This is a genomic window from Acuticoccus sp., assembly GCF_965213555.1.
Classification (GTDB): domain Bacteria; phylum Pseudomonadota; class Alphaproteobacteria; order Rhizobiales; family Amorphaceae; genus Acuticoccus.
The window spans coordinates 1,719,128-1,736,861 of the sequence record NZ_OZ243890.1 but is presented as its reverse complement, the minus strand read 5'-3'; the positions used below and the strand labels follow the sequence as shown (position 1 = coordinate 1,736,861).

At 72.5% G+C, this 17,734-nt stretch carries 16 protein-coding genes and 1 pseudogene; 9 read left to right on the top strand and 8 right to left on the bottom strand.

Annotation, left to right across the window (positions count from 1 at the left end):
• Positions 1–9: 9 nt before the first annotated feature.
• From tsaE to ACOOE8_RS08345, 7 genes and pseudogenes are all read left to right on the top strand, one after another.
• A complete protein-coding gene (gene tsaE / locus ACOOE8_RS08375) occupies positions 10–1,413 on the top strand; it encodes a tRNA (adenosine(37)-N6)-threonylcarbamoyltransferase complex ATPase subunit type 1 TsaE (RefSeq protein ID WP_420394364.1) in 1,404 nt (467 codons plus the stop codon).
• A complete protein-coding gene (locus ACOOE8_RS08370) occupies positions 1,410–2,126 on the top strand; it encodes a nucleotidyltransferase family protein (protein WP_420394363.1) in 717 nt (238 codons plus the stop codon). Before tsaE ends, ACOOE8_RS08370 begins: the two co-directional genes overlap by 4 nt.
• Positions 2,123–4,999: a PD-(D/E)XK nuclease family protein gene (locus ACOOE8_RS08365; RefSeq protein ID WP_420394362.1), complete on the top strand. Its 2,877-nt coding sequence runs from the start codon at positions 2,123–2,125 to the stop codon at positions 4,997–4,999. Before ACOOE8_RS08370 ends, ACOOE8_RS08365 begins: the two co-directional genes overlap by 4 nt.
• Positions 4,996–8,349 carry a double-strand break repair helicase AddA gene (addA, locus tag ACOOE8_RS08360; RefSeq protein WP_420394361.1) on the top strand — a complete coding sequence of 1,118 codons (3,354 nt, stop codon included), beginning with the start codon at positions 4,996–4,998 and terminating at the stop codon, positions 8,347–8,349. The genes ACOOE8_RS08365 and addA overlap by 4 nt, the downstream gene beginning before the upstream one ends.
• A 60-nt stretch (positions 8,350–8,409) precedes the next feature.
• Positions 8,410–8,730, top strand: a complete 321-nt coding sequence (gene trxA, locus ACOOE8_RS08355; protein ID WP_420394360.1) for a thioredoxin TrxA — start codon at positions 8,410–8,412, stop codon at positions 8,728–8,730.
• A gap of 40 nt (positions 8,731–8,770) precedes the next feature.
• Positions 8,771–9,391, top strand: a pseudogene (gene grpE, locus ACOOE8_RS08350) (nucleotide exchange factor GrpE); the annotation flags it as partial.
• A gap of 200 nt (positions 9,392–9,591) precedes the next feature.
• Complete coding sequence (locus ACOOE8_RS08345) at positions 9,592–10,848, top strand: DUF6716 putative glycosyltransferase (RefSeq protein ID WP_420394359.1); 1,257 nt, start codon at positions 9,592–9,594, stop codon at positions 10,846–10,848.
• Positions 10,849–10,948: 100 nt separating this feature from the next.
• Here ACOOE8_RS08345 and ACOOE8_RS08340 read toward each other — a convergent pair whose 3' ends face one another.
• The 5 genes from ACOOE8_RS08340 to ACOOE8_RS08320 are packed head-to-tail and all read right to left on the bottom strand — an operon-like array spanning position 10,949 to position 14,761.
• Complete coding sequence (locus ACOOE8_RS08340) at positions 10,949–11,413, bottom strand: molybdenum cofactor biosynthesis protein MoaE (RefSeq protein WP_420394358.1); 465 nt, start codon at positions 11,411–11,413, stop codon at positions 10,949–10,951.
• On the bottom strand, positions 11,413–11,664 hold the full coding sequence (gene moaD, locus ACOOE8_RS08335) for a molybdopterin converting factor subunit 1 (RefSeq protein WP_420394357.1): 252 nt from the start codon (positions 11,662–11,664) through the stop codon (positions 11,413–11,415). Before moaD ends, ACOOE8_RS08340 begins: the two co-directional genes overlap by 1 nt.
• Entirely contained in the window at positions 11,654–12,208 is a 555-nt protein-coding gene (gene pgsA / locus ACOOE8_RS08330) for a CDP-diacylglycerol--glycerol-3-phosphate 3-phosphatidyltransferase (RefSeq protein WP_420394356.1), read from the bottom strand. The genes moaD and pgsA overlap by 11 nt, the downstream gene beginning before the upstream one ends.
• A 7-nt stretch (positions 12,209–12,215) precedes the next feature.
• Entirely contained in the window at positions 12,216–14,258 is a 2,043-nt protein-coding gene (gene uvrC, locus ACOOE8_RS08325; RefSeq protein WP_420394663.1) for an excinuclease ABC subunit UvrC, read from the bottom strand.
• Between the two features lie 14 nt (positions 14,259–14,272).
• Positions 14,273–14,761, bottom strand: a complete 489-nt coding sequence (locus tag ACOOE8_RS08320; protein ID WP_420394355.1) for a YbaK/EbsC family protein — start codon at positions 14,759–14,761, stop codon at positions 14,273–14,275.
• A gap of 114 nt (positions 14,762–14,875) precedes the next feature.
• Here ACOOE8_RS08320 and ACOOE8_RS08315 point away from each other — a divergent pair, with 114 nt between their 5' ends.
• Both ACOOE8_RS08315 and ACOOE8_RS08310 read left to right on the top strand, forming a co-directional pair.
• Positions 14,876–15,655: an SDR family NAD(P)-dependent oxidoreductase gene (locus ACOOE8_RS08315; protein ID WP_420394354.1), complete on the top strand. Its 780-nt coding sequence runs from the start codon at positions 14,876–14,878 to the stop codon at positions 15,653–15,655.
• Positions 15,656–15,758: 103 nt separating this feature from the next.
• Complete coding sequence (locus ACOOE8_RS08310; protein WP_420394353.1) at positions 15,759–16,043, top strand: hypothetical protein; 285 nt, start codon at positions 15,759–15,761, stop codon at positions 16,041–16,043.
• 326 nt (positions 16,044–16,369) lie between these two features.
• Here ACOOE8_RS08310 and ykgO read toward each other — a convergent pair whose 3' ends face one another.
• The 3 genes from ykgO to minD all read right to left on the bottom strand — a co-directional run bounded on the left by ykgO (position 16,370) and on the right by minD (position 17,721).
• Positions 16,370–16,495 carry a type B 50S ribosomal protein L36 gene (gene ykgO, locus ACOOE8_RS08305; RefSeq protein WP_420394352.1) on the bottom strand — a complete coding sequence of 42 codons (126 nt, stop codon included), beginning with the start codon at positions 16,493–16,495 and terminating at the stop codon, positions 16,370–16,372.
• Between the two features lie 126 nt (positions 16,496–16,621).
• Complete coding sequence (gene minE, locus ACOOE8_RS08300) at positions 16,622–16,909, bottom strand: cell division topological specificity factor MinE (protein ID WP_420394351.1); 288 nt, start codon at positions 16,907–16,909, stop codon at positions 16,622–16,624.
• The gene (minD, locus tag ACOOE8_RS08295) at positions 16,906–17,721 is read right to left on the bottom strand and encodes a septum site-determining protein MinD (protein WP_420394350.1); all 816 of its coding nucleotides are present in this window, start codon (positions 17,719–17,721) and stop codon (positions 16,906–16,908) included. The genes minE and minD overlap by 4 nt, the downstream gene beginning before the upstream one ends.
• Between the last annotated feature and the right edge of the window lie 13 nt (positions 17,722–17,734).

Genomic DNA, 17,734 nt, shown 5'->3' with positions numbered 1-17,734 from the left:
GGACGGCTCGTGGTCGACCTCCTGGACGAGGGGCAGATGGTGGTGCTCGGCGGCGACATCGCGCGCACGCTGCAGCCCGGCGACCACGTCGGGCTCGTCGGCGACCTCGGCGCGGGCAAGACGACGCTCGCCCGCGCCGTCATCCGCACCCTCGCCGGCGACCCGGGGCTCGAGGTGGCGAGCCCCACGTTCACCATCGTCCAGGACTACGCGACCCAGCCGCCGCTGCGCCACGCGGACCTCTACCGCGTCGAGCCGGACGGCCTCGAGGAGCTCGGGCTCGAGGAGGATTTGGCCGCCGTCCTCCTGGTCGAGTGGCCGCGCGCTCGAATGCCTGTGACGGTATCCATATCGTTCTGCGACGCCGAAGGCGCGCGGCGCGTGTCCGTCGAGGCGGACGCCGCCTGGTGCTCCGCGCTCGCCCGGCAGCGGCGCGCCTCCGCGTTCCTGGCCTCCGCCGGATGGGGTGCGGCGGACCGCCGACCGCTGACCCGGGACGCGTCGACGCGGCGCTACGACCGCCTCGTGCTCGGCAAAACGAGCGCGGTCCTCATGGACGCTCCGGCGTTCGAGCCCGACCCCGACGCCTACGCGCGGCGGGCACGGCTCGCCGACGGCAACCCGTCCGCCTTCCTCGCCGTCGGCGACGCCCTGCGCGCAGCCGGACTGTCCGCGCCGCGGGTGATCGCCGCCGACCGGAAGGACGGCTTCCTCCTCCTGGAGGACTTCGGCGACGAGAAGGTGGCGGACGGCACGATCGTGGCGGAGCGCTACGCCGCGGCCGTGGACGGTCTCGCCGCCTTCCACGCCGTCCCGCCCCGGTTGCCCATCGCGGGCTACCGTCCGCCGCGCTTCGATGCGGACCTCTCCGCCGTCGAGGTCGCGGTGTACCTGCAGTGGGCGCTGCGCCGGCCGGCCGACCAGGACTTCCTCGCGCTGTGGCGCGAGGCGATCGAGGCGCTGCCGCGCGAGGACGACCGCCTCGCCCTGCGCGACGTCCACTCCCCCAACCTCATGTGGCTCGCGGACCGCCGCGGCATCGCCCGCATCGGGTGGATCGACTATCAGGACGCGATGATCGCCCCGAGCGCCTACGACGTCGTCTCGCTCGCCCAGGACGCGCGGGTCGACGTGCCGCCCGACGTAGAGGCGATGCTCGTCGAGCGCTACCTTGCCGCCCGGCCTAGCCTCGACGAGGCCGGCTTCCGCAGGGCCTACCATGTGCTCGGCGCGCAGCGGGCGACGCGCATCCTCGGCGTCTTCCGCCGGCTCGACGAGCGGGACGGCAAGCCGCAGTACCTTCGGCACCTGCCCCGCGTGGCGCAGGCCCTGGCGCGCAACCTCGCCGCCGAGCCGTCCCTCGCCGCGCTGCGCGAGTGGTACGCCGTGAACGCCGACCTGCCGGCGCCATGAGCGAGCTGTCCGCGATGGTGTTCGCCGCCGGCCGTGGCACGCGCATGCGTCCGCTCACCGCGATCACCCCCAAGCCGCTCATCGAGGTGTGGGGCAAGGCGCTCATCGACCGCGTGTTCGACCGCCTCGAAGAGACGGGAGTCACGCGCTTCGTGGTCAACGTCTCCTACCTCGCCGACATGATCGAGGTGCACGTGCGCCGCCGGATCGGGGCTCGGGCGACGATCTGCGACGAGCGCGCGGGAGCGCTGGAGACCGGCGGCGGGCTCGTGCGCGCGCTGCCCCACCTTGGCACGGCGCCGTTCCTCGTCGCCAACTCCGACACCTTCTGGATCGAGGGGGCGTCTGCAACCATGACGCGGCTCGTCGCCGCCTTCGACGCCTCGCGCATGGACGCGCTCCTCGTCCTCGCACCGACCGTGACGGCCGTCGGCTACGACGGGCGCGGCGACTTCGAGCTCGGCACCGACGGGCGGCTGTCGCGACGACGCGAGCGCACCATCGCGCCGTTCGTCTACGCCGGCTGCGCGATGATGGCCCCCGCTGCGGTGGCCGACCCGCCCGCCGGCGCGTTCAGCCTCAACGTCGCCTTCGACCGCCTCATCGCCGCCGGTCGGCTCTACGGCCTGCGCCTCGACGGACTGTGGATCCACGTCGGCACGCCCGCGGCGATCGTCGAGGCGGAGCGGGCCATCAAGGCGAGCGCCCCGTGAGCGGCCCGCGAGCGCCGCGCGTCCTTTCGGTGGACCCGAGCGACCCGTTCCTGCCGACCCTCGCGGCACGCCTCGCGGACGGCACGTTGTGGCCGGACGGGCTGCCCGACGATCCCCTCGCCCTGGCGGACGCGACGATCTACCTGCCGACGCGCCGGGCCGCGCGGGCGCTCGCCGAGGCCTTCCTCGCGATTGCGTCCACGGAAGCGGTGGTCCTGCCGCGCATCGAGACGCTCGGCGATCCCGCCGACGAGGGGTTGCGGCCGGATGTCATGGGGCAGCTCGAGTCCCGCGTCGTCCTCGCCCGCCTGGTGCGCGCGTGGGCGGCAAGGCTGCGCACCGACGACGACGCCATGCGCCCGCTGCACCCGACGTCCGCCGCCGACGCGATCCGACTCGCCGACGAGCTCGCCGCGCTGATGGATCAGGTCGAGACGCAGGAGGCGGACTGGAGCGAGCTCCCGGGTCTGGTGGCGCGCGCCGACCTTGCGGAGCACTGGCACCTCACCACGGACTTCCTGCGGATCGCCACCGAGGCTTGGCCAGCCCACCTCAGGGACCGGGGACGCATCACGCCTGCGGCGGGACGACGGGCCGACGCCGAAGCCGCCGGGGCGAGCGTCGGCGCGGCGCGCGGCCCCATCGTGGTCGCGGGCTCCACGGGGTCGATCCCGGCGACGCGGCGGCTCATGGCGACGATCGCGGCGAGCCCGTGGGGCGTCGTCGTGCTGCCCGGCTTCGACCGCACGGCCGACGCCGCGTCCTGGGAGGCGCTCGCCGGGGCAACCGACGCGCCGGGCCACCCGCAGCGCGGCATGGCGCAGCTCGTCGCGGCGCTGGGCCTCGCGCCGCACGACGTCGGCCGCCTCGCCCCGGTGGACGGCCGTGGCGCGCACGAGCGGGCACGCGTGTTCGCGGCGGCGCTCCGGCCGGCGCAGGGCACGGCGCGATGGCGCGACGACCGCGCCGCCCTCGCCGACGTCGCCGAGGCACTCGACGGCATCACGCTGGTCGAGGCGTCCGACGAGCGCGAGGAGGCCGCCGCCATCGCCGTCGCCATGCGCCGCTCGGTGGCGCTCGGCGAGACGGTGGCGCTCGTCACGCCGCACCGCGCGCTCGCCCGCCGCGTCGCCCATGAGCTCCGCCGGTGGGGCATCGAGGTCGACGACTCGGCGGGCGAGCCGCTCGCCACGACGCCCTCCGGAACGCTCGCCCGCCTCCTTGCAACCTGCGCCTACGGGGGTGGCGCGGCCGACTGGCTCGCGCTCCTGAAGCACGCCGGCGCGCAGGGGATCGACCCCGCCGGCGTGCGCGAGGTCGAGCGACGCCTGCGCGGCCCGCGCGTTGCCCCCCACCGCATCCTCGCCGTGATCGGGGACGCCGGACCCGCCGCCGCGAGGGTGGCCGGGCGGGTCGCCGGGGCGATGGCGCCGCTCACCGCGCTCGCCGGACGAGAGGCGACGGTCGGCGACTTCGCGTCAGCGCACGTCGCCGCCTTCGAGGCCCTCGCGAGCCCGGCGCTCGAGGCCCGCGACGCACTCTTGATCGCGCTCGGCGAGCTCGTCGGTCGCGACGAGCTCGCGCTGTCGGCGCGCGACTGGCCGTCCACCTTCGAGGCGTTGATCGCGGGCGTCCCGGTGCGCGGACCGCCGCGCGAGGACGCGGTGCGCATCCTCGGCCCGCTGGAGGCACGGCTCCAAACCTTCGATCACGCCGTCCTCGGTGGGCTCAACGAGGGGACCTGGCCCGCCTCGCCGGACGCCGGGCCGTTCCTCAGCCGGCCGATGATGGGCGCGTTCGGCATCGACCTGCCGGAGCGGCGCATCGGGCTGTCCGCCCACGACTTCCTCGCCGCCGCGCACCAGCGGCGGGCGACGCTGACGCGGGCGCGCCGGGCCGGCGGGGATCCGACGGTCGCCTCGCGCTGGTGGCAGCGGCTGGTGGCCTTCGCCGGCGCCGACGCACGGCCTGCGCTCGCCCGCGGCGCCGAGCTCCTCGCGCTCGCCGCGCTGCGCGACGCCCGGCCTGCACAGGTGCCGCCCGCGCGGCCCTGTCCGACACCGCCGGTGGAGGCGCGGCCAACGTCGTTCTCCGTCACCGAGGTCGCCCGCCTCGTCCGCGACCCCTACGCGGTGTATGCGCATCGCATCCTCGGCCTCACCCCCCTCGAGGCGCTCGAGCAGGAGGCGGACGCCGCGGACCGCGGCGAGGTGGTGCACCGCATCCTGGCGCGCTTCGTGCGCGAGGGGCACCATCGGGCGGCGGACGCCGAGGCGCGGCTCGTCGTCATCGTCGAGGAGGAGCTGCGCACGCTGAAGGATGCGCCCGACGCCCGCGCGCTGTGGGGCGCGCGCCTCGTCCATGCGGCGCCGGCGATCGTCGCCGAGGAGGCCGCACGTCCGCCCGCCGACGCCTCGCTCGTCGAGGTCGCTGCGGTCGCCGACCTCCTCGGCGTCACGCTGCGCGGGCGGATCGACCGGCTGGACCTTCGTGCGGGGGGCGTCGAAGTCGTCGACTACAAGACCGGCGCCCTGCCGAGCCGCAAGGAAGTGACGACGTTCTTCGAGCCGCAGCTCCCGTTGGAGGCCGCGCTGGTGCGTGCGGGGGCGGTCCCGGGCGTGCCGGCTGACGTCGCGCTCACGGGCCTTGCCTACGTCGCCGTCGCCGCGGGGCACGAGCCCGTCGGCCGGAAGACGGTGGCAGGGGACGACGCCGTCGAGCTCGCCTTCGAGGCACGGCAGCGGCTGGAGGCGCTCGCGGCGCTCTATGCCAAGCCGTCCAAGGGCTACCTGTCGCGGGCACGGCCCAAGTACGCCGAGCGGTGGGACGGCGACTACGACCACCTCGCCCGCGTCGCCGAGTGGGGCGCATGAGCGGCCTCGTCGTTCCCCCCGAGGCGGACGAGGCGCAGCGCCGCTCGTCCGACCCTACAGCGTCCGTCTGGGTCTCGGCGAACGCCGGCGCCGGCAAGACGTACGTCCTCGCCCAGCGCGTGGTGCGGCTCCTCCTGTCGGGCGTGCCGCCGCGCGCGATCCTGTGCCTCACCTACACGACGGCGGCGGCCGCGGAGATGGCCCAGCGCGTCACCGCCGAGCTGGCGAGCCTCGCCACCCTGCCGGACGACGCGCTCGCAGCGCGCGTCGCGACGCTGGCCCCGGCGGGCGGCCAGGCCGCACGGACGCGCGCGCGCACGCTGTTCGCGGAGGCGTTGGAGACGCCGGGCGGCCTGAAGGTACAGACGATCCACGCCTTCTGCGCCGCGCTGCTGCGTCGCTTCCCGCTCGAGGCGAACGTGTCCGGCTCCTTCCAGGTGCTCGACGACGCGACGCGGGAGGAGCTGACCGAGAGGGCCATCTCCGCCGTCCTTGGTCGCGCCGCCGCCGAGCCCACCGGCGCGATCGCCGAGCGCATTGCCTGCCTCGTGCCGCACGTGTCGGACGCGGGCGTCTCCAAGAGCCTCAAGGCCGTGCTCGCGGAGCATCGTCGGCTCGGCGCCTGGCTGCGCCGGGGCACCTCGGACGAGTTCCTCGCCCAGGGGCTTCGAGCGGCGCTGGCACCGCCCGAGCCCGGCCCGCCGCTCGGCAAGGACGTCTGCCACCGGCTGCACGAGGCGCTCGTCGCGGCCGGGAAGGGTGAGGCGACGCGTGCACGCATCAAGGCCGCGCTCGGCTGCCCCGAGGCCGAGCGCCCAGCGCGCTGGGCTGAGGTCTTCCGCACCAAGGCTGGCGAGAGGCGGGCGCTGGCCGGCATCGTGCCGAAGTCGGTGCTGGCGCAGTGGCCGGAGGTCGAGGCCACGATCGACGCCGAGCAGGACCGGCTCGACGCGCTCGCCGAGGTGGCCCGTGTCGAGGCGGCCATCGCCGCCACGGTCCCCCTCGTCCAGCTCGCCTTCGCAGTCGAGGAGGAGCTGTCGGCCGAGACGCGCCGGCGCGGCCTCCTCGACTACGACGACCAGGTCGAGACCGCGGTGAACCTCGTGCGCACGGGGACCGCCGCTGCCTGGGTGCGCCACAAGCTCGACGAGGGCATCGACCACGTCATGGTGGACGAGGCGCAGGACACCTCGGAGCCGCAGTGGCGCCTCGTCGAGGCGCTGACGGAGGAGTTCTTCGCCGGTGCGGGCGCCCGCGAGGTGCCGCGCACGCTGTTCGTCGTCGGCGACGAGAAGCAGTCGATCTACTCCTTCCAGGGGGCCGCGCCGCACCTCTTCGCGCTCAAGCGCGCAGCGACGCGCTCGGCCGCCGAGGCCGCGCAGCTCGCCTTCCACGCCGTCGGGCTCGAACACTCCATGCGCTCGGCGCCGCAGGTCCTGTCGGCGGTGGATCGGGTGTTCGCGGACCCCGAGCTTGCCGCCGCGGTCGGCGCCGAGGCGGCCACGATCCGCCACCAGGCCGTCAAGGCCGCGCCAGGCGGCGTCGACCTCTGGCCGCTGTTCGCCGACGACGAGGTGGAGAGGCCGCTCGCTTGGGACGCGCCCTTCGACGCGACGCCCGACAGCGCCGGCGTCGTCAAGCTCGTCCGTGCGATCGCCGATCAGGTGGCGCTGTGGACCGGAGCCGAGGGGCCGGACGGCGGCCCTCGGGTCGCCCCCGGGGAGGTGATGATCCTGTCCCGGCGCCGCGGCGCCTTCGCCACGCTGATGAACCGCGAGCTGAAGGCCCGGGGCATCCCGGTCGCCGGCGTCGACCGGCTCGTCATCACCGAGCACATCGCGGTGAAGGACATGGTGGCGCTCATGCGCGCGCTCCTGTCCCGGGACGACCTCTCCCTCGCCGCCGTCCTCAGGGGCCCGCTGTTCGGCTTCAGCGAGGAGGCGTTGTACGCCGCGGCGCACGGGCGGCCGGGATCGCTCCTCGACGCGCTCGCGCGGGGCGACGCCGAGGCACGCGAGGCGCACCGCACGCTCTCCCGCTGGGCGCGCATCGTGCGTGCGGCGCGGCCGTTCGACGCCCTCGCACACGTCCTCGTCGGCGAGGGACGCCGCGCGGACTTCGTCGCCCGCATGGGCGCGGAGGCGGCAGACGCGCTCGATGCCCTGCTCGACGCCGCGCTCTCCTTCGAGGGTCGCGGCGTGCCCGCGCTGGAGACCTTCCTCTACCGCCTGTCGAAGACGACGGAGGAGTTGAAGCGCACCGTCGACGGGTCGAGCGACGCGGTGCGGGTGATGACGGCGCACGGCGCGAAGGGCCTCGAGGCGAAGCTCGTGTTCGTCGCCGATGTTGGCGCGAGGACGGTCCGGCAGGAGAAGCCGCCCATCGTGGCGCTGCCCACGCAGGAGCCGCACGACGTCCTCGTCCATGCGCCGCGGGACACGCACCGCCCTGCACGGGCCGCCGCCGCGCTGGACGACCGCCGCACCGCCGACCGGGCGGAGCATTACCGCCTGCTCTACGTCGCGATGACGCGGGCCGAGCAGCACCTCGTCGTCTGCGGGGCCTACGGCAAGACACCGCCGCAGGAAGGGATGTGGCATGCCAAGGTCGAGGCGGCGCTGGCGGGCGAGGCGATGCGCGTCGCGATGCCCGGCGGCGAGGGCTTCGCCTGGCGCTCCCCCGAGCTCGGCACCGCGGCCCATGCCCGCTACGAGCCTCGTGCCCGGCCCGTCCCGCCCGTCGCGCCGCGTTGGCTGACCGAGCCCGTCGCACCGCCGCGGAGCCTGCCGGAGCCGCTGTCCCCATCGGACGGCGAGCATCGCGTCTCTGCGGGCTCGGCGGCCGGCACGCCGCGTGCGCTGGGTGCCGCCGCACACGGGGTGCTCATCCACCACCTCCTCGATCGAGGCGGCGACCGCGAGGCGATGGCAGCCTCGGTCCGCTCGCTCCATCCCCTGCTGACCGAGCTCGAGATCGCCGCCGTCGTGGCGGAGGCCGCGTCCGCGCTCGCCCTCCCCGAGCTCGCCGGCGGACGAGCCCGCACCGAGGTCGACGTCGTCGGCGACATCGTCTGGCGCGGCGAGCGGCGGCGCGCGAGGGGCCGCATCGATCGCCTGCAGTTCATTGGCCAACGCGCCCTCGTGGTGGACTACAAGACCGACAGGGTCGTGCCGGACCGCCCGGCCGACGTGGCGCAGGCCTACGTCGAGCAGCTCTCCATCTACCGCGCGCTGGTCGCCGCCGCGCTGCCTCGCCACGCGGTCAGCGCGGCCATCGTCTGGACCGCGTCGGCCTCGTGCATGGCGATGGACGACGTGCTCGTCCCGGTCCCTTCCGTCGTGACTGCTTGACGCTTCAACCGCCGGTTCATACCTACGGCCGAGGCCCTTACGGCACAGCACAGGTGAGCGATGCCCCCCGCAACCGTCACGGACGCCACGTTCGACTCCGACGTCCTCCAATCGAGCGAGCCGGTCGTCGTCGACTTCTGGGCCGAGTGGTGCGGTCCGTGCAAGATGATCGCGCCATCGTTGAACGAGATCGCCGACGAGATGGGCGACAAGGTGAAGATCGCCAAGCTCAACGTCGATGAGAACCAGAACACTGCGATGAAGTACGGTGTGCGGTCGATCCCGACGCTGATCATGTTCAAGAACGGCGAGCCTGCGGCGACCCAGACGGGCGCGCTGCCGAAGGGCAAGCTCGTCGACTGGATCAGGTCATCGATCTGAGCGAGCGGCGCACGGCGCCCTCGAGGCCTTAGGACGAACGATGTCTGACGAGACGACCAAGCCTGGCGAGCATCAGGGCGACACCCTCGTGCCGGACGCCGAAGAGATCATGGCAGCACGGTCCGGCGGGGCCGAGCGCGGCGATGACGAGGAAGCCAGCGGCGAGACCGACGAGCTTCGCCGGGAGGCCGAGGAGTTGCGCCAGCAGCTCCTACGCGCGCTCGCCGAGACGGAGAATGTGCGCCGCCGCGCCCAGCGCGATGTGTCGGACGCACGGCAGTACGCGGTGACGAGCTTCGCGCGCGACCTTCTCGGCGTCGCCGACAACTTCGCCCGGGCCATCGAGGCGACGCGGAGCGTCGATGCGGACGCGCTGTCGCCCGAGCTCACGGCGGTGCTGGAGGGCGTCCAGATGACCGAGCGCGAGCTGAAGGCGGTGTTCGAGCGGCACGGGATGCGAACCATCGACGCCACCGGGCAACGGTTCGACCCCAACCTCCATCAGGCGATGTTCGAGGTGGAGACCGCCGAGGTCGCGTCCGGCACCGTGGTACAGGTCGTCCAGTCCGGCGCCATGATCGGCGAGCGCGTCCTCCGCCCCGCCATGGTCGGCGTCTCCAAGGGTGGCCCCAAGCCCGGAGAGCCCAAGTTGGCAGAGCCCAACCCGCCCGAGCCATCGGCCGCCGAGGCACCCGACAACGCCGCCGCCGGCACCGGTGAGGACGCCGCAGCGGCGCCGGGCGCGCACCGTACGCAAGGGACGGCTGGAGCCGACGGCTGATCGGACGCGGCGCTGAGCTGCAGCGGCCCGAGCCCTCCGCGAGCGACGCAGCGTTGGGCCGTTCGGCGCCAGGCACCCGCTTGCCCCGCTCGGTGCTACTCCTGCAAGGGCCGCTGTCGCCGCTCTACCGGCGCATCGGCCGGCACCTCGCAGGTGCTGGCGTCGCCGTCCAGCGCGTCAACCTTTGTCCGGGCGACCGCGCGGCCTGGGGCTTCGGACCGGCGATCGCCTACCGCGGGCGGCTCGCCGACTGGCCGGGCTTCGTCGCCGCCGCGATGGAGCGGCACCGGGTCGACGCGGTCCTGATGCACTCCGAGCGCCGCCCCTACCACCGCGAAGCGGCGGCCGAGGCGAGGGCGCGCGACATCGACGTCCTCGTCACCGAGCTCGGCTACCTGCGCCCAGACTGGATGACCTTGGAGCGGAACGGCAACTCCATCGACTCGCTTTTCCCCGTCGACCCTGAGGCGGTCCGCGCCCTCGCCGCGGGTGCCGCCGAGCCCGACCCTGCCGTGCGCCATCCTCGCGAGGCCGGGCTCGAGACGGCCGACGACTTGAAGAACAGCCTGCCCAACGTGTTCCTGTGGTTCCTGTACCCGCACTACCGCACGCACGGGCTGCATCACCCGTTCGTCGCCTACGCGCGCTTCCTTGCCCGCGAGGCGCGCCGCGGAGCGCGTGACGCCGCGGCCAGGTCCGCGCTCGAGCGGCTCGCCGGCCGGCACTTCGTGTTCGCGATGCAGACGGACACCGACTTCCAGATCCGCTCCAACTCCCAGTTCGCCGGGATGGCGGACGCGCTTGCCACCGTCCTGCCGTCGTTCGCAGAGCACGCTCCCGCGGATGCCAAGCTGGTTGTGAAGGTGCATCCGGGCGACCTTGGTCCGGTGCGCTGGTCGCACGAGGTGCCACGGCTCGCCTGCGCCGCTGGCCTCTCGGACCGCGTGGAGTTGGCCGACGGCCTTGCGCTCGACGACTGGCTCGTCGGCGCGGCTGGCCTCGTCACAGTGAACTCGACGGCAGGGCTCGAGGCGCTCGCCGCAGGATGCCCGACGCACGCGCTAGCGCCGGCGATCTACGACGTGCCCGGCCTGACGCATCAGGGTCCGCTCGATGCGTTCTGGACCGACCCATCGCCGCCGGACGCGGCGCTGGTCGCCGACTTCCGCAGGGCGCTCGCGGCCACCTGCCAGGTCCGCGGCACGATCTACTCGCGCGCCGGGACGCGTGCGGCGGCCGAGGCCATGGCACGGCGCATCGCGGCAGGAGCCGTCGGACCGACGCCCCAGCGCGAGCCGCCGCGCCACGGCAAGGCGCGTGCGCTGGGCATCCGCTAGAGCGGTTTCGGGGATAGCTGGAACCACCCAACCCCAAGCAGACCGCGCTCGATCAACGACCTAGAGCATCTTCTCCGGGTCTGAGAAGACCCAGGATGCTCTACGCGTCGACGGCCCACCTCTCGCGCGCGCGATCGTCCGCGACGTTCGCCGCGACCCAGCTGCCGACGGTGCCGTCGGCGAGGTGCTCGCGCTTCCAAAACGGGGCGTCCGTCTTCAGGTAGTCCATCACGTAGCGCACGGCGTCGAAGGCGGCGTCGCGATGGGACGCGCCGGCGGCGACGAGGACGATGGGCTCTCCCACCGCGACGAGGCCCGTGCGGTGGACTGCGAGGAGGCCGAACAACGGCCAGCGCTCGCACGCAGCACCGACGACGCGCTCGACCTCGGCCTCCGCCATGCCGGGGTAGTGCTCGAGCTCGAGCCCGGTAAGCCGTCCTGCCTCGCCGCGGCACAGCCCGACGAAGGTCGCGATGGCGCCGACGTCCTCACCGGGGCGCAGCTCGCCGAGCCAGGCGGCGGGCTCCAGCGGCTCGTCGAGGATGGCGACGCAGGTGCGGGCCATCAGCCGCCCGTCATCGGCGGGAACAGCGCCACCTCCGCCGCCCCCCGCACGGGTGCCTCGTGCGCGACGTGCCGCCGGTCGACCGCCACGCGGATGACGCCCTCCTCGTGGAACGCCCGCTCGTAGCCCTCGCCGCGGCCGCGCAGCCAGGCGATCAGCTCGGCACCGGTGTCGACACCGTCGGGCAGCGTCACGTCCTCCTCGGCGAGGCCGACCCGCTCGCGCACCCAGGCGAAGTACTTAAGCTTCATTTGCGAAGTGCCCCCGCGTCGCGGCGGCGTACTGGACGCCGCTCACCACCGTCATCAGCGTCGCGACCCAAAGGATCGCGAGCCCCACGGACGTGGCGATCACGGGGAGCCCCGTCAACGGGGCGCCGATGAGCACCGCGATGGCGACGAGCTGCACCGTCGTCTTCCACTTGGCGAGCAACGTCGAGGCGACGACGACCGACTGCGCCGCGAGGTGCTCGCGCAGGCCTGCGATGGCGATCTCGCGGGTGAGGATCATCGCCGCGGCGAGGGCGTTCAGCCCCTCGATGGTGCCGTCGGCGCACAGCACGAGGAGGACCACGGCGACGAGCATCTTGTCGGCAATCGAGTCCAGCATGCGGCCGAACGGCGTCACCTGCCGCCAACGCCTTGCGAGGTAGCCGTCGAACCAGTCGGTGAGGGCGGCGGCGACGAAGAGCACCAGCGCCACCCCGCGGAGCGCGCCGAACGGCCAAAGCAGCGCCACCGCGATCGCGAGCACGGCGACGCAGCGGAACGTGGTCAGCGCGGTGGGGATGTTCACGACGGGCTCACCGCGACGACGGCGCGTTGGCGGCGTGGAAGTGATCGTACACCCGGCGCGCCACGCTCTCCGAGATGCCGTCCACCGCGACGAGGTCGTCGATGCCGGCCTTGGCCACCGCCTTCGCGGTGCCGAAGTGCTTGAGGAGCGCGCGCTTGCGCGCCGCACCCACCCCGGCGATGTCGTCGAGGGGGTTAGCGGTCAGCGCCTTCTTCCGCTTGGCGCGGTGGGCGCCGATGGCGAAGCGGTGCGCCTCGTCGCGCAGGCGTTGGATGAAGTAGAGCACCGGGTCGCGCGGCGGCAGGCGGAACGGCTTCTGCCCCGGCACATGGAACTCCTCGCGCCCCGCGTCGCGGTCGACGCCCTTGGCGACCCCAACCAGAGGCACGTCCGTGATGCCGAGGCCGTCGAGCACCGTGCGAGCGGCGGCGAGCTGCCCCGCGCCGCCGTCGATGAGGACGAGGTCGGGCCAGGGTCCGAGCCCCTCCGCCTCGCCGCCCTCGTCGGGCGCTCCGGTCCGCGGTGCCTCCTTCAGGAGGCGGGAGAAGCGACGCGTCAGCACCTCGCGCATCATGCCGAAGTCGTCGCCCGGGGTGAGCTCCTCTGACCTGATGTTGAACTTCCTGTAGTGCGGCTTGGAGAAGCCCTCCGGCCCTGCCACGATCATGCCGCCCACCGCGCTCGATCCCATCATGTGCGAGTTGTCGTACACCTCGACGCGCCGCGGCGGCGCGGGGAGACCGAAGGTCTGCGCCACGCCCTCGAGGAGCTTGCCCTGGCTCTGCCGGTCCGACAGGCGACGGCCGAGCGCCTCGCGGGCGTTGGCCAGGGCGTGCTCCACGAGGTCGCGCTTGGCCCCGCGCTGGGGCACGGCGACGTCCACCTTGCGCCCGGCGCGCTCGGAGAAGGCGAGCGCCAGGAGCTCGCGCTCGGGCACGTCGTGGGACAGGAACAGGCAGCGTGGCACCGGCTTGTCGTCGTAGAACTGGGCGAGGAAGGTCTGCAGCACGTCGCCCGCCTCGAGGCCCTCGTCGCGCGGGTAGTACGCCCGGTTGCCCCAGTTCTGCCCGGTGCGGAAGAAGAACACCTGCACGCACGTCTCCCCGCCGTCCTGGTGGACAGCGAACACGTCCGCCTCCTCGATCCCCTGCGTGTTGATGCCCTGGTGGCTGTCCACGTGGGAGAGCGCAGCGAGGCGGTCGCGGATGCGCGCCGCTCGCTCGAACTCCAGCGCCGCGGACGCCCCCTCCATCTCCTCGCCGAGCTTCCTGCGGATCGCCTTGGAGCGGCCCGACAGGAACGCCTTCGCCTCGCCGACCAACGCGCGGTAGTCGTCGACGGCGATCTCCTTCGTGCACGGCGCCGAGCAGCGCTTGATCTGCCACAACAGGCACGGCCGCGTGCGCTGCTCGTAGACCGCGTCGGTGCACGAGCGGATGAGGAACGCCTTCTGCAGCGCGTTGATCGTGCGGTCCACCGCGCCCGCGGAGGCGAAGGGGCCGAAGTAGTCCCCTTGGCGCGAGTGCGCGCCACGGTGCTTCAGGACCTGCGGCGCCTCGTGGTCCGCGGTCAGCAGGATGTAGGGGAACGACTTGTCGTCGCGCAGGAGCACGTTGTAGCGCGGCCTGAAGCGCTTGATGAGGTTCGCCTCGAGGAGGAGCGCCTCCGCCTCGGTTTGGGTGGTGACGAACTCCATGGCGACGGTGCGGTTGACCATCGACATCAGCCGCGACGACAGCCCCGTCGGCCGCGAGTAGCTCACCACGCGCTTCTTCAGGCTGCGCGCCTTGCCGACGTAGAGCACGTCGCCCGCCTCGTCGATCATCCGGTAGACGCCGGGTGCGTTGGGCAGCCGGCGCACGGTGTCGGCGATGAGGTCGAACCCGGTCTTGGCGATGGCGGTGCGGCGGAAGCGCACCTCCTCCGCACCGTTCTTGCGCTGGGAGGCGGACGCCGGCGCCGCCTGCACGCGGGTCACGACGTCCACCGTGACGACGGCATCCTCGAAGGCGTCAGGCGAGGCGAGCCCGTCCGCGTCCGCATCGAGCATGAGGTCGGCCCCGCTCACGCTGGCCGCACCGCGATGAGGCGCGCACCCGTCGCCCGTTGCGGCGCGGTCGGTGCGACGGCCAAAACGCTGTCCGGTCGACCGGCGGCGCACCTCCCGACCTCGTGGGACAGGAGCGCCTCGTCCGTGAAGAGGGGCGGCGCTGTGGTGTGGCCGATGGGCGCGCCACCACCGATGGCGATCCCCGTCGCATCGCGCACCGGCCGCGCGTCGCAGCGACCGAGCGAGAGGCCCGTGCGAACCTCGCCTGCGGCCGAGTCCACCTCGTGCGCGCCGCCCACCAGGAGAAGCCTGAGGGCCCCGTCCGCCGCGAACACGAGCGACCTCACGATCTGGCCGACCGCGCCGCCGCATGCTTCCACAGCGTCCGCCGCGGTCCGTGTCGCCGCATCCATGCGACGGCCATCGACCACCAGGCCGAGCGTACATGCCGCTTCGGTCACCCTTGCGAGGGATGGCGTCGTGGGCCTCTCGTCGATCGTCATCCTCTTAGTGTGGCGTGGCCGGGCCGGCGCTGCAATCAGGCGCACCGCGCAGTCCGGAACGGAAGCCGCGGCTGGCCCCTTTGCCGCAGATCGCACCATCAGCGGAGGGTCACAGTGGACCTTAGGATCGACGGCAAGACCGCGCTCATCACCGGCGGGGGCGGCGGCATCGGATCGCAGACGGCGGAGCGGCTGCGCGAGGCGGGCGTTACGGTCACCCTCACCGACATCAAGGACGACCCCTTGCAGGACGTCGCCTCGAAAGTGGGCGGCCGCGGCATCGTCGCGGACCTGTCGACCAGCGAGGGCGCCGAGGCACTCTACCGGGAGACCGGCGACGTCGACATCCTCGTCCACGCCGCCGGGGTCACTGGAGCGAAGGGCGACCCACTCAAGATGACCGATGAGGACTGGGAGGGGTCCTGGCAGACCGACTTCATGTCCGCCGTCCGCGTCGCCCGCCTTTACGGCCCGGCGATGATCCAGCGCGGCTGGGGCCGCATCGTGTTCGTCACGTCCGAGAACGCCGCGCAGCCCTACCCGGATGAGACGGTCTACAACGTCGCCAAGGTAGGCATCGCGAGCTTCGCCAAGTCCGTGTCCATGCAGCACTCGGCGAGCGGGCTCCTCGCGAACTGCGTGGCACCGGCCTTCATCGAGACGCCGATGACCGACGCCATGATGGAGAAGAAGGCCGCCTCCGAGGGGGTCTCCAAGGACGTGGCGATCGCGGACTTCCTTGAGCAAGAGCGCGCATACCTTGGGTTGAAGCGCAGGGGGAAGGCCGAAGAAGTCGCACCAGTCATCGCCCTCCTGACGTCAGACCTAGCGAGCTTTGTCGCAGGTGCGAATTGGCGGGTCGACGGAGGTTCCGTGGGAGCAATCGACCTCTAGCTGCAGTGCAGGCAACCCATTGATCGCAATCATTGGTTGACACTGCGCTCGAAGTTTTGTTCGATGCCTCCAGAGACATTATCGATCAAGGATCGGAATTATCATGCGCGGACAGGAAGTGGAAAAGGGCGAGAAGTTCACGGCTGCTGCAATGCACCGGATGACAGGCCAGGAAGGGGAAAAGAGCGAGAAGTTCAGGGAGGCGGCGATCCGCCGGGTGCGCAACGTGGAGACGACGCTACGGCGCGTGCGCAACCTCTCGAACCCGACCTCCTACGCCTACACCGAAGAGGAGATCGACCGGATCTTCGCCCACCTCCAAGGTGTCTTAGACCGCACCCGGGACAGCTTCTCCCGTTCCATGGACCGGAACGGCTTCTCGCTCTGAGCCTACGTCGCTGCCCGGCGATCGTCGACCCCGCGACGGCGATGCTTGACGGTCCCTGGCCGTAGGGTCTTCAGCCACGGATCGTCACGTGGCTTCGCCGGCACCGCTCGCGCAGATGCGCGGGCGGTCAGCCTGCGACATCCCCGCCCGAGTCCACCGCGCTGCAGGCTGTTCGATAATCTGCGCGGATCCGTCGACGCCGGTCTGGGCCGCTCGATCGCACGGCGGAAGGCGGCCGACCTCCTGAGCTTCACCTCAACGATGGGAGTGCGCATTACCCCAAGGGGGAGGACGTCGGCTGTCGCTCGACGTCGTAGCCGCGCGCGTTACCCCTGCCGCGCCTTGTAGCGCGGCGCCTTCTTGTTGATGATGTAAACGCGACCCTTGCGACGAACGAGCTTGTTGTTGCGGTCGCGCTTCATCAGCGCCTTCAAGGAGTTGGTGATCTTCATGGGACGCTCCGGACGGCACGGCGACGGCCATGCCCTCAGCGATTGGGCGCGACCTCCACACGAAACGGCGCGGGAGAGCCGGCGCCGAGATGCGCATGTAGGGAGCGGCCGCCGCGCCTGTCAAGGTCAGCCGGTCGCCGCGAGGCGAACCGGCTCGCCCCTCTCGTCGCGGAAGGGCAGCTCCACGTCCACCTCGAGGAGGGAGACGTCGTCCCCGCGGTCCATGGACACGCGCACCTTGTCGCGCTCGATGGGCATGTGCTTGGCGATGACCTGGAGGATCTCCTCGCGGAGCTGGATGAGGACATCGGACGTGGACGTCGCCGAGCGCTCGTGCGCGAGGATGATCTGCAGCCGCTCGCGCGCGACGGGGGCGCTGTCCTTCTTCCTTCGAAAGAACTCGAACACACTCATGCGGCCTTCCTCGCGAAGAACTTGCCGAACCGGCTCCGCTTGTCGGTCGGGATCGCGACCTCGAACTCCTCGCCCATCAGCCGCCGCGCCGCATCGCTGTAGGCCTTCGCCGCCACCGACGTCGGCGAGCCCAGCGTGACGGGCATCCCAAGGTTGGAGGCCTTGAGGACCTCCTGGCTCTCCGGCACCACCGCGAGGAGGGGGATCGACAGGATGTCGAGGACGTCGCTGACCTTCAGCATTTCGCCGCGCTCGGCCCGCGCAGGGTCGTAGCGCGTGACGAGCAGGAACTTCTCGACCCGCTGGTTCTCCTCGGCCCGCTTGGTCTTGGAGTCGAGCAGGCCGATGATGCGGTCGGAGTCGCGCACCGACGAGACCTCGGGGTTGGTCGTCACGATCGCCACGTCGGCGTGGCGCATGGCGAGCGTGGCCCCGCGCTCGATGCCCGCCGGCGAGTCGCACAAGATGTAGTCGAAGCGCCCACGCATCTCCTCGATGACGGCGGCGACCCCCTCCTCCGTCAGCGCGTCCTTGTCGCGCGTCTGGGACGCCGGCAACAGGTACAGCGTCTCCACCCGCTTGTCGCGGATCAGCGCCTGGGACAGCTTGGCGTCGCCGTTGATCACGTTGATGAGGTCGAACACGACGCGCCGCTCCGCGCCCATCACGAGGTCGAGGTTGCGCAGCCCAACGTCGAAGTCGACGATGGCGACGTTGGCGCCCGTCTTGGCGAGCGCGGCGCCGAGGGCGGCGGTGGACGTCGTCTTGCCGACGCCTCCCTTGCCCGATGTGACAACGAGGACCTTCGCCATCGAACTGTTCCTT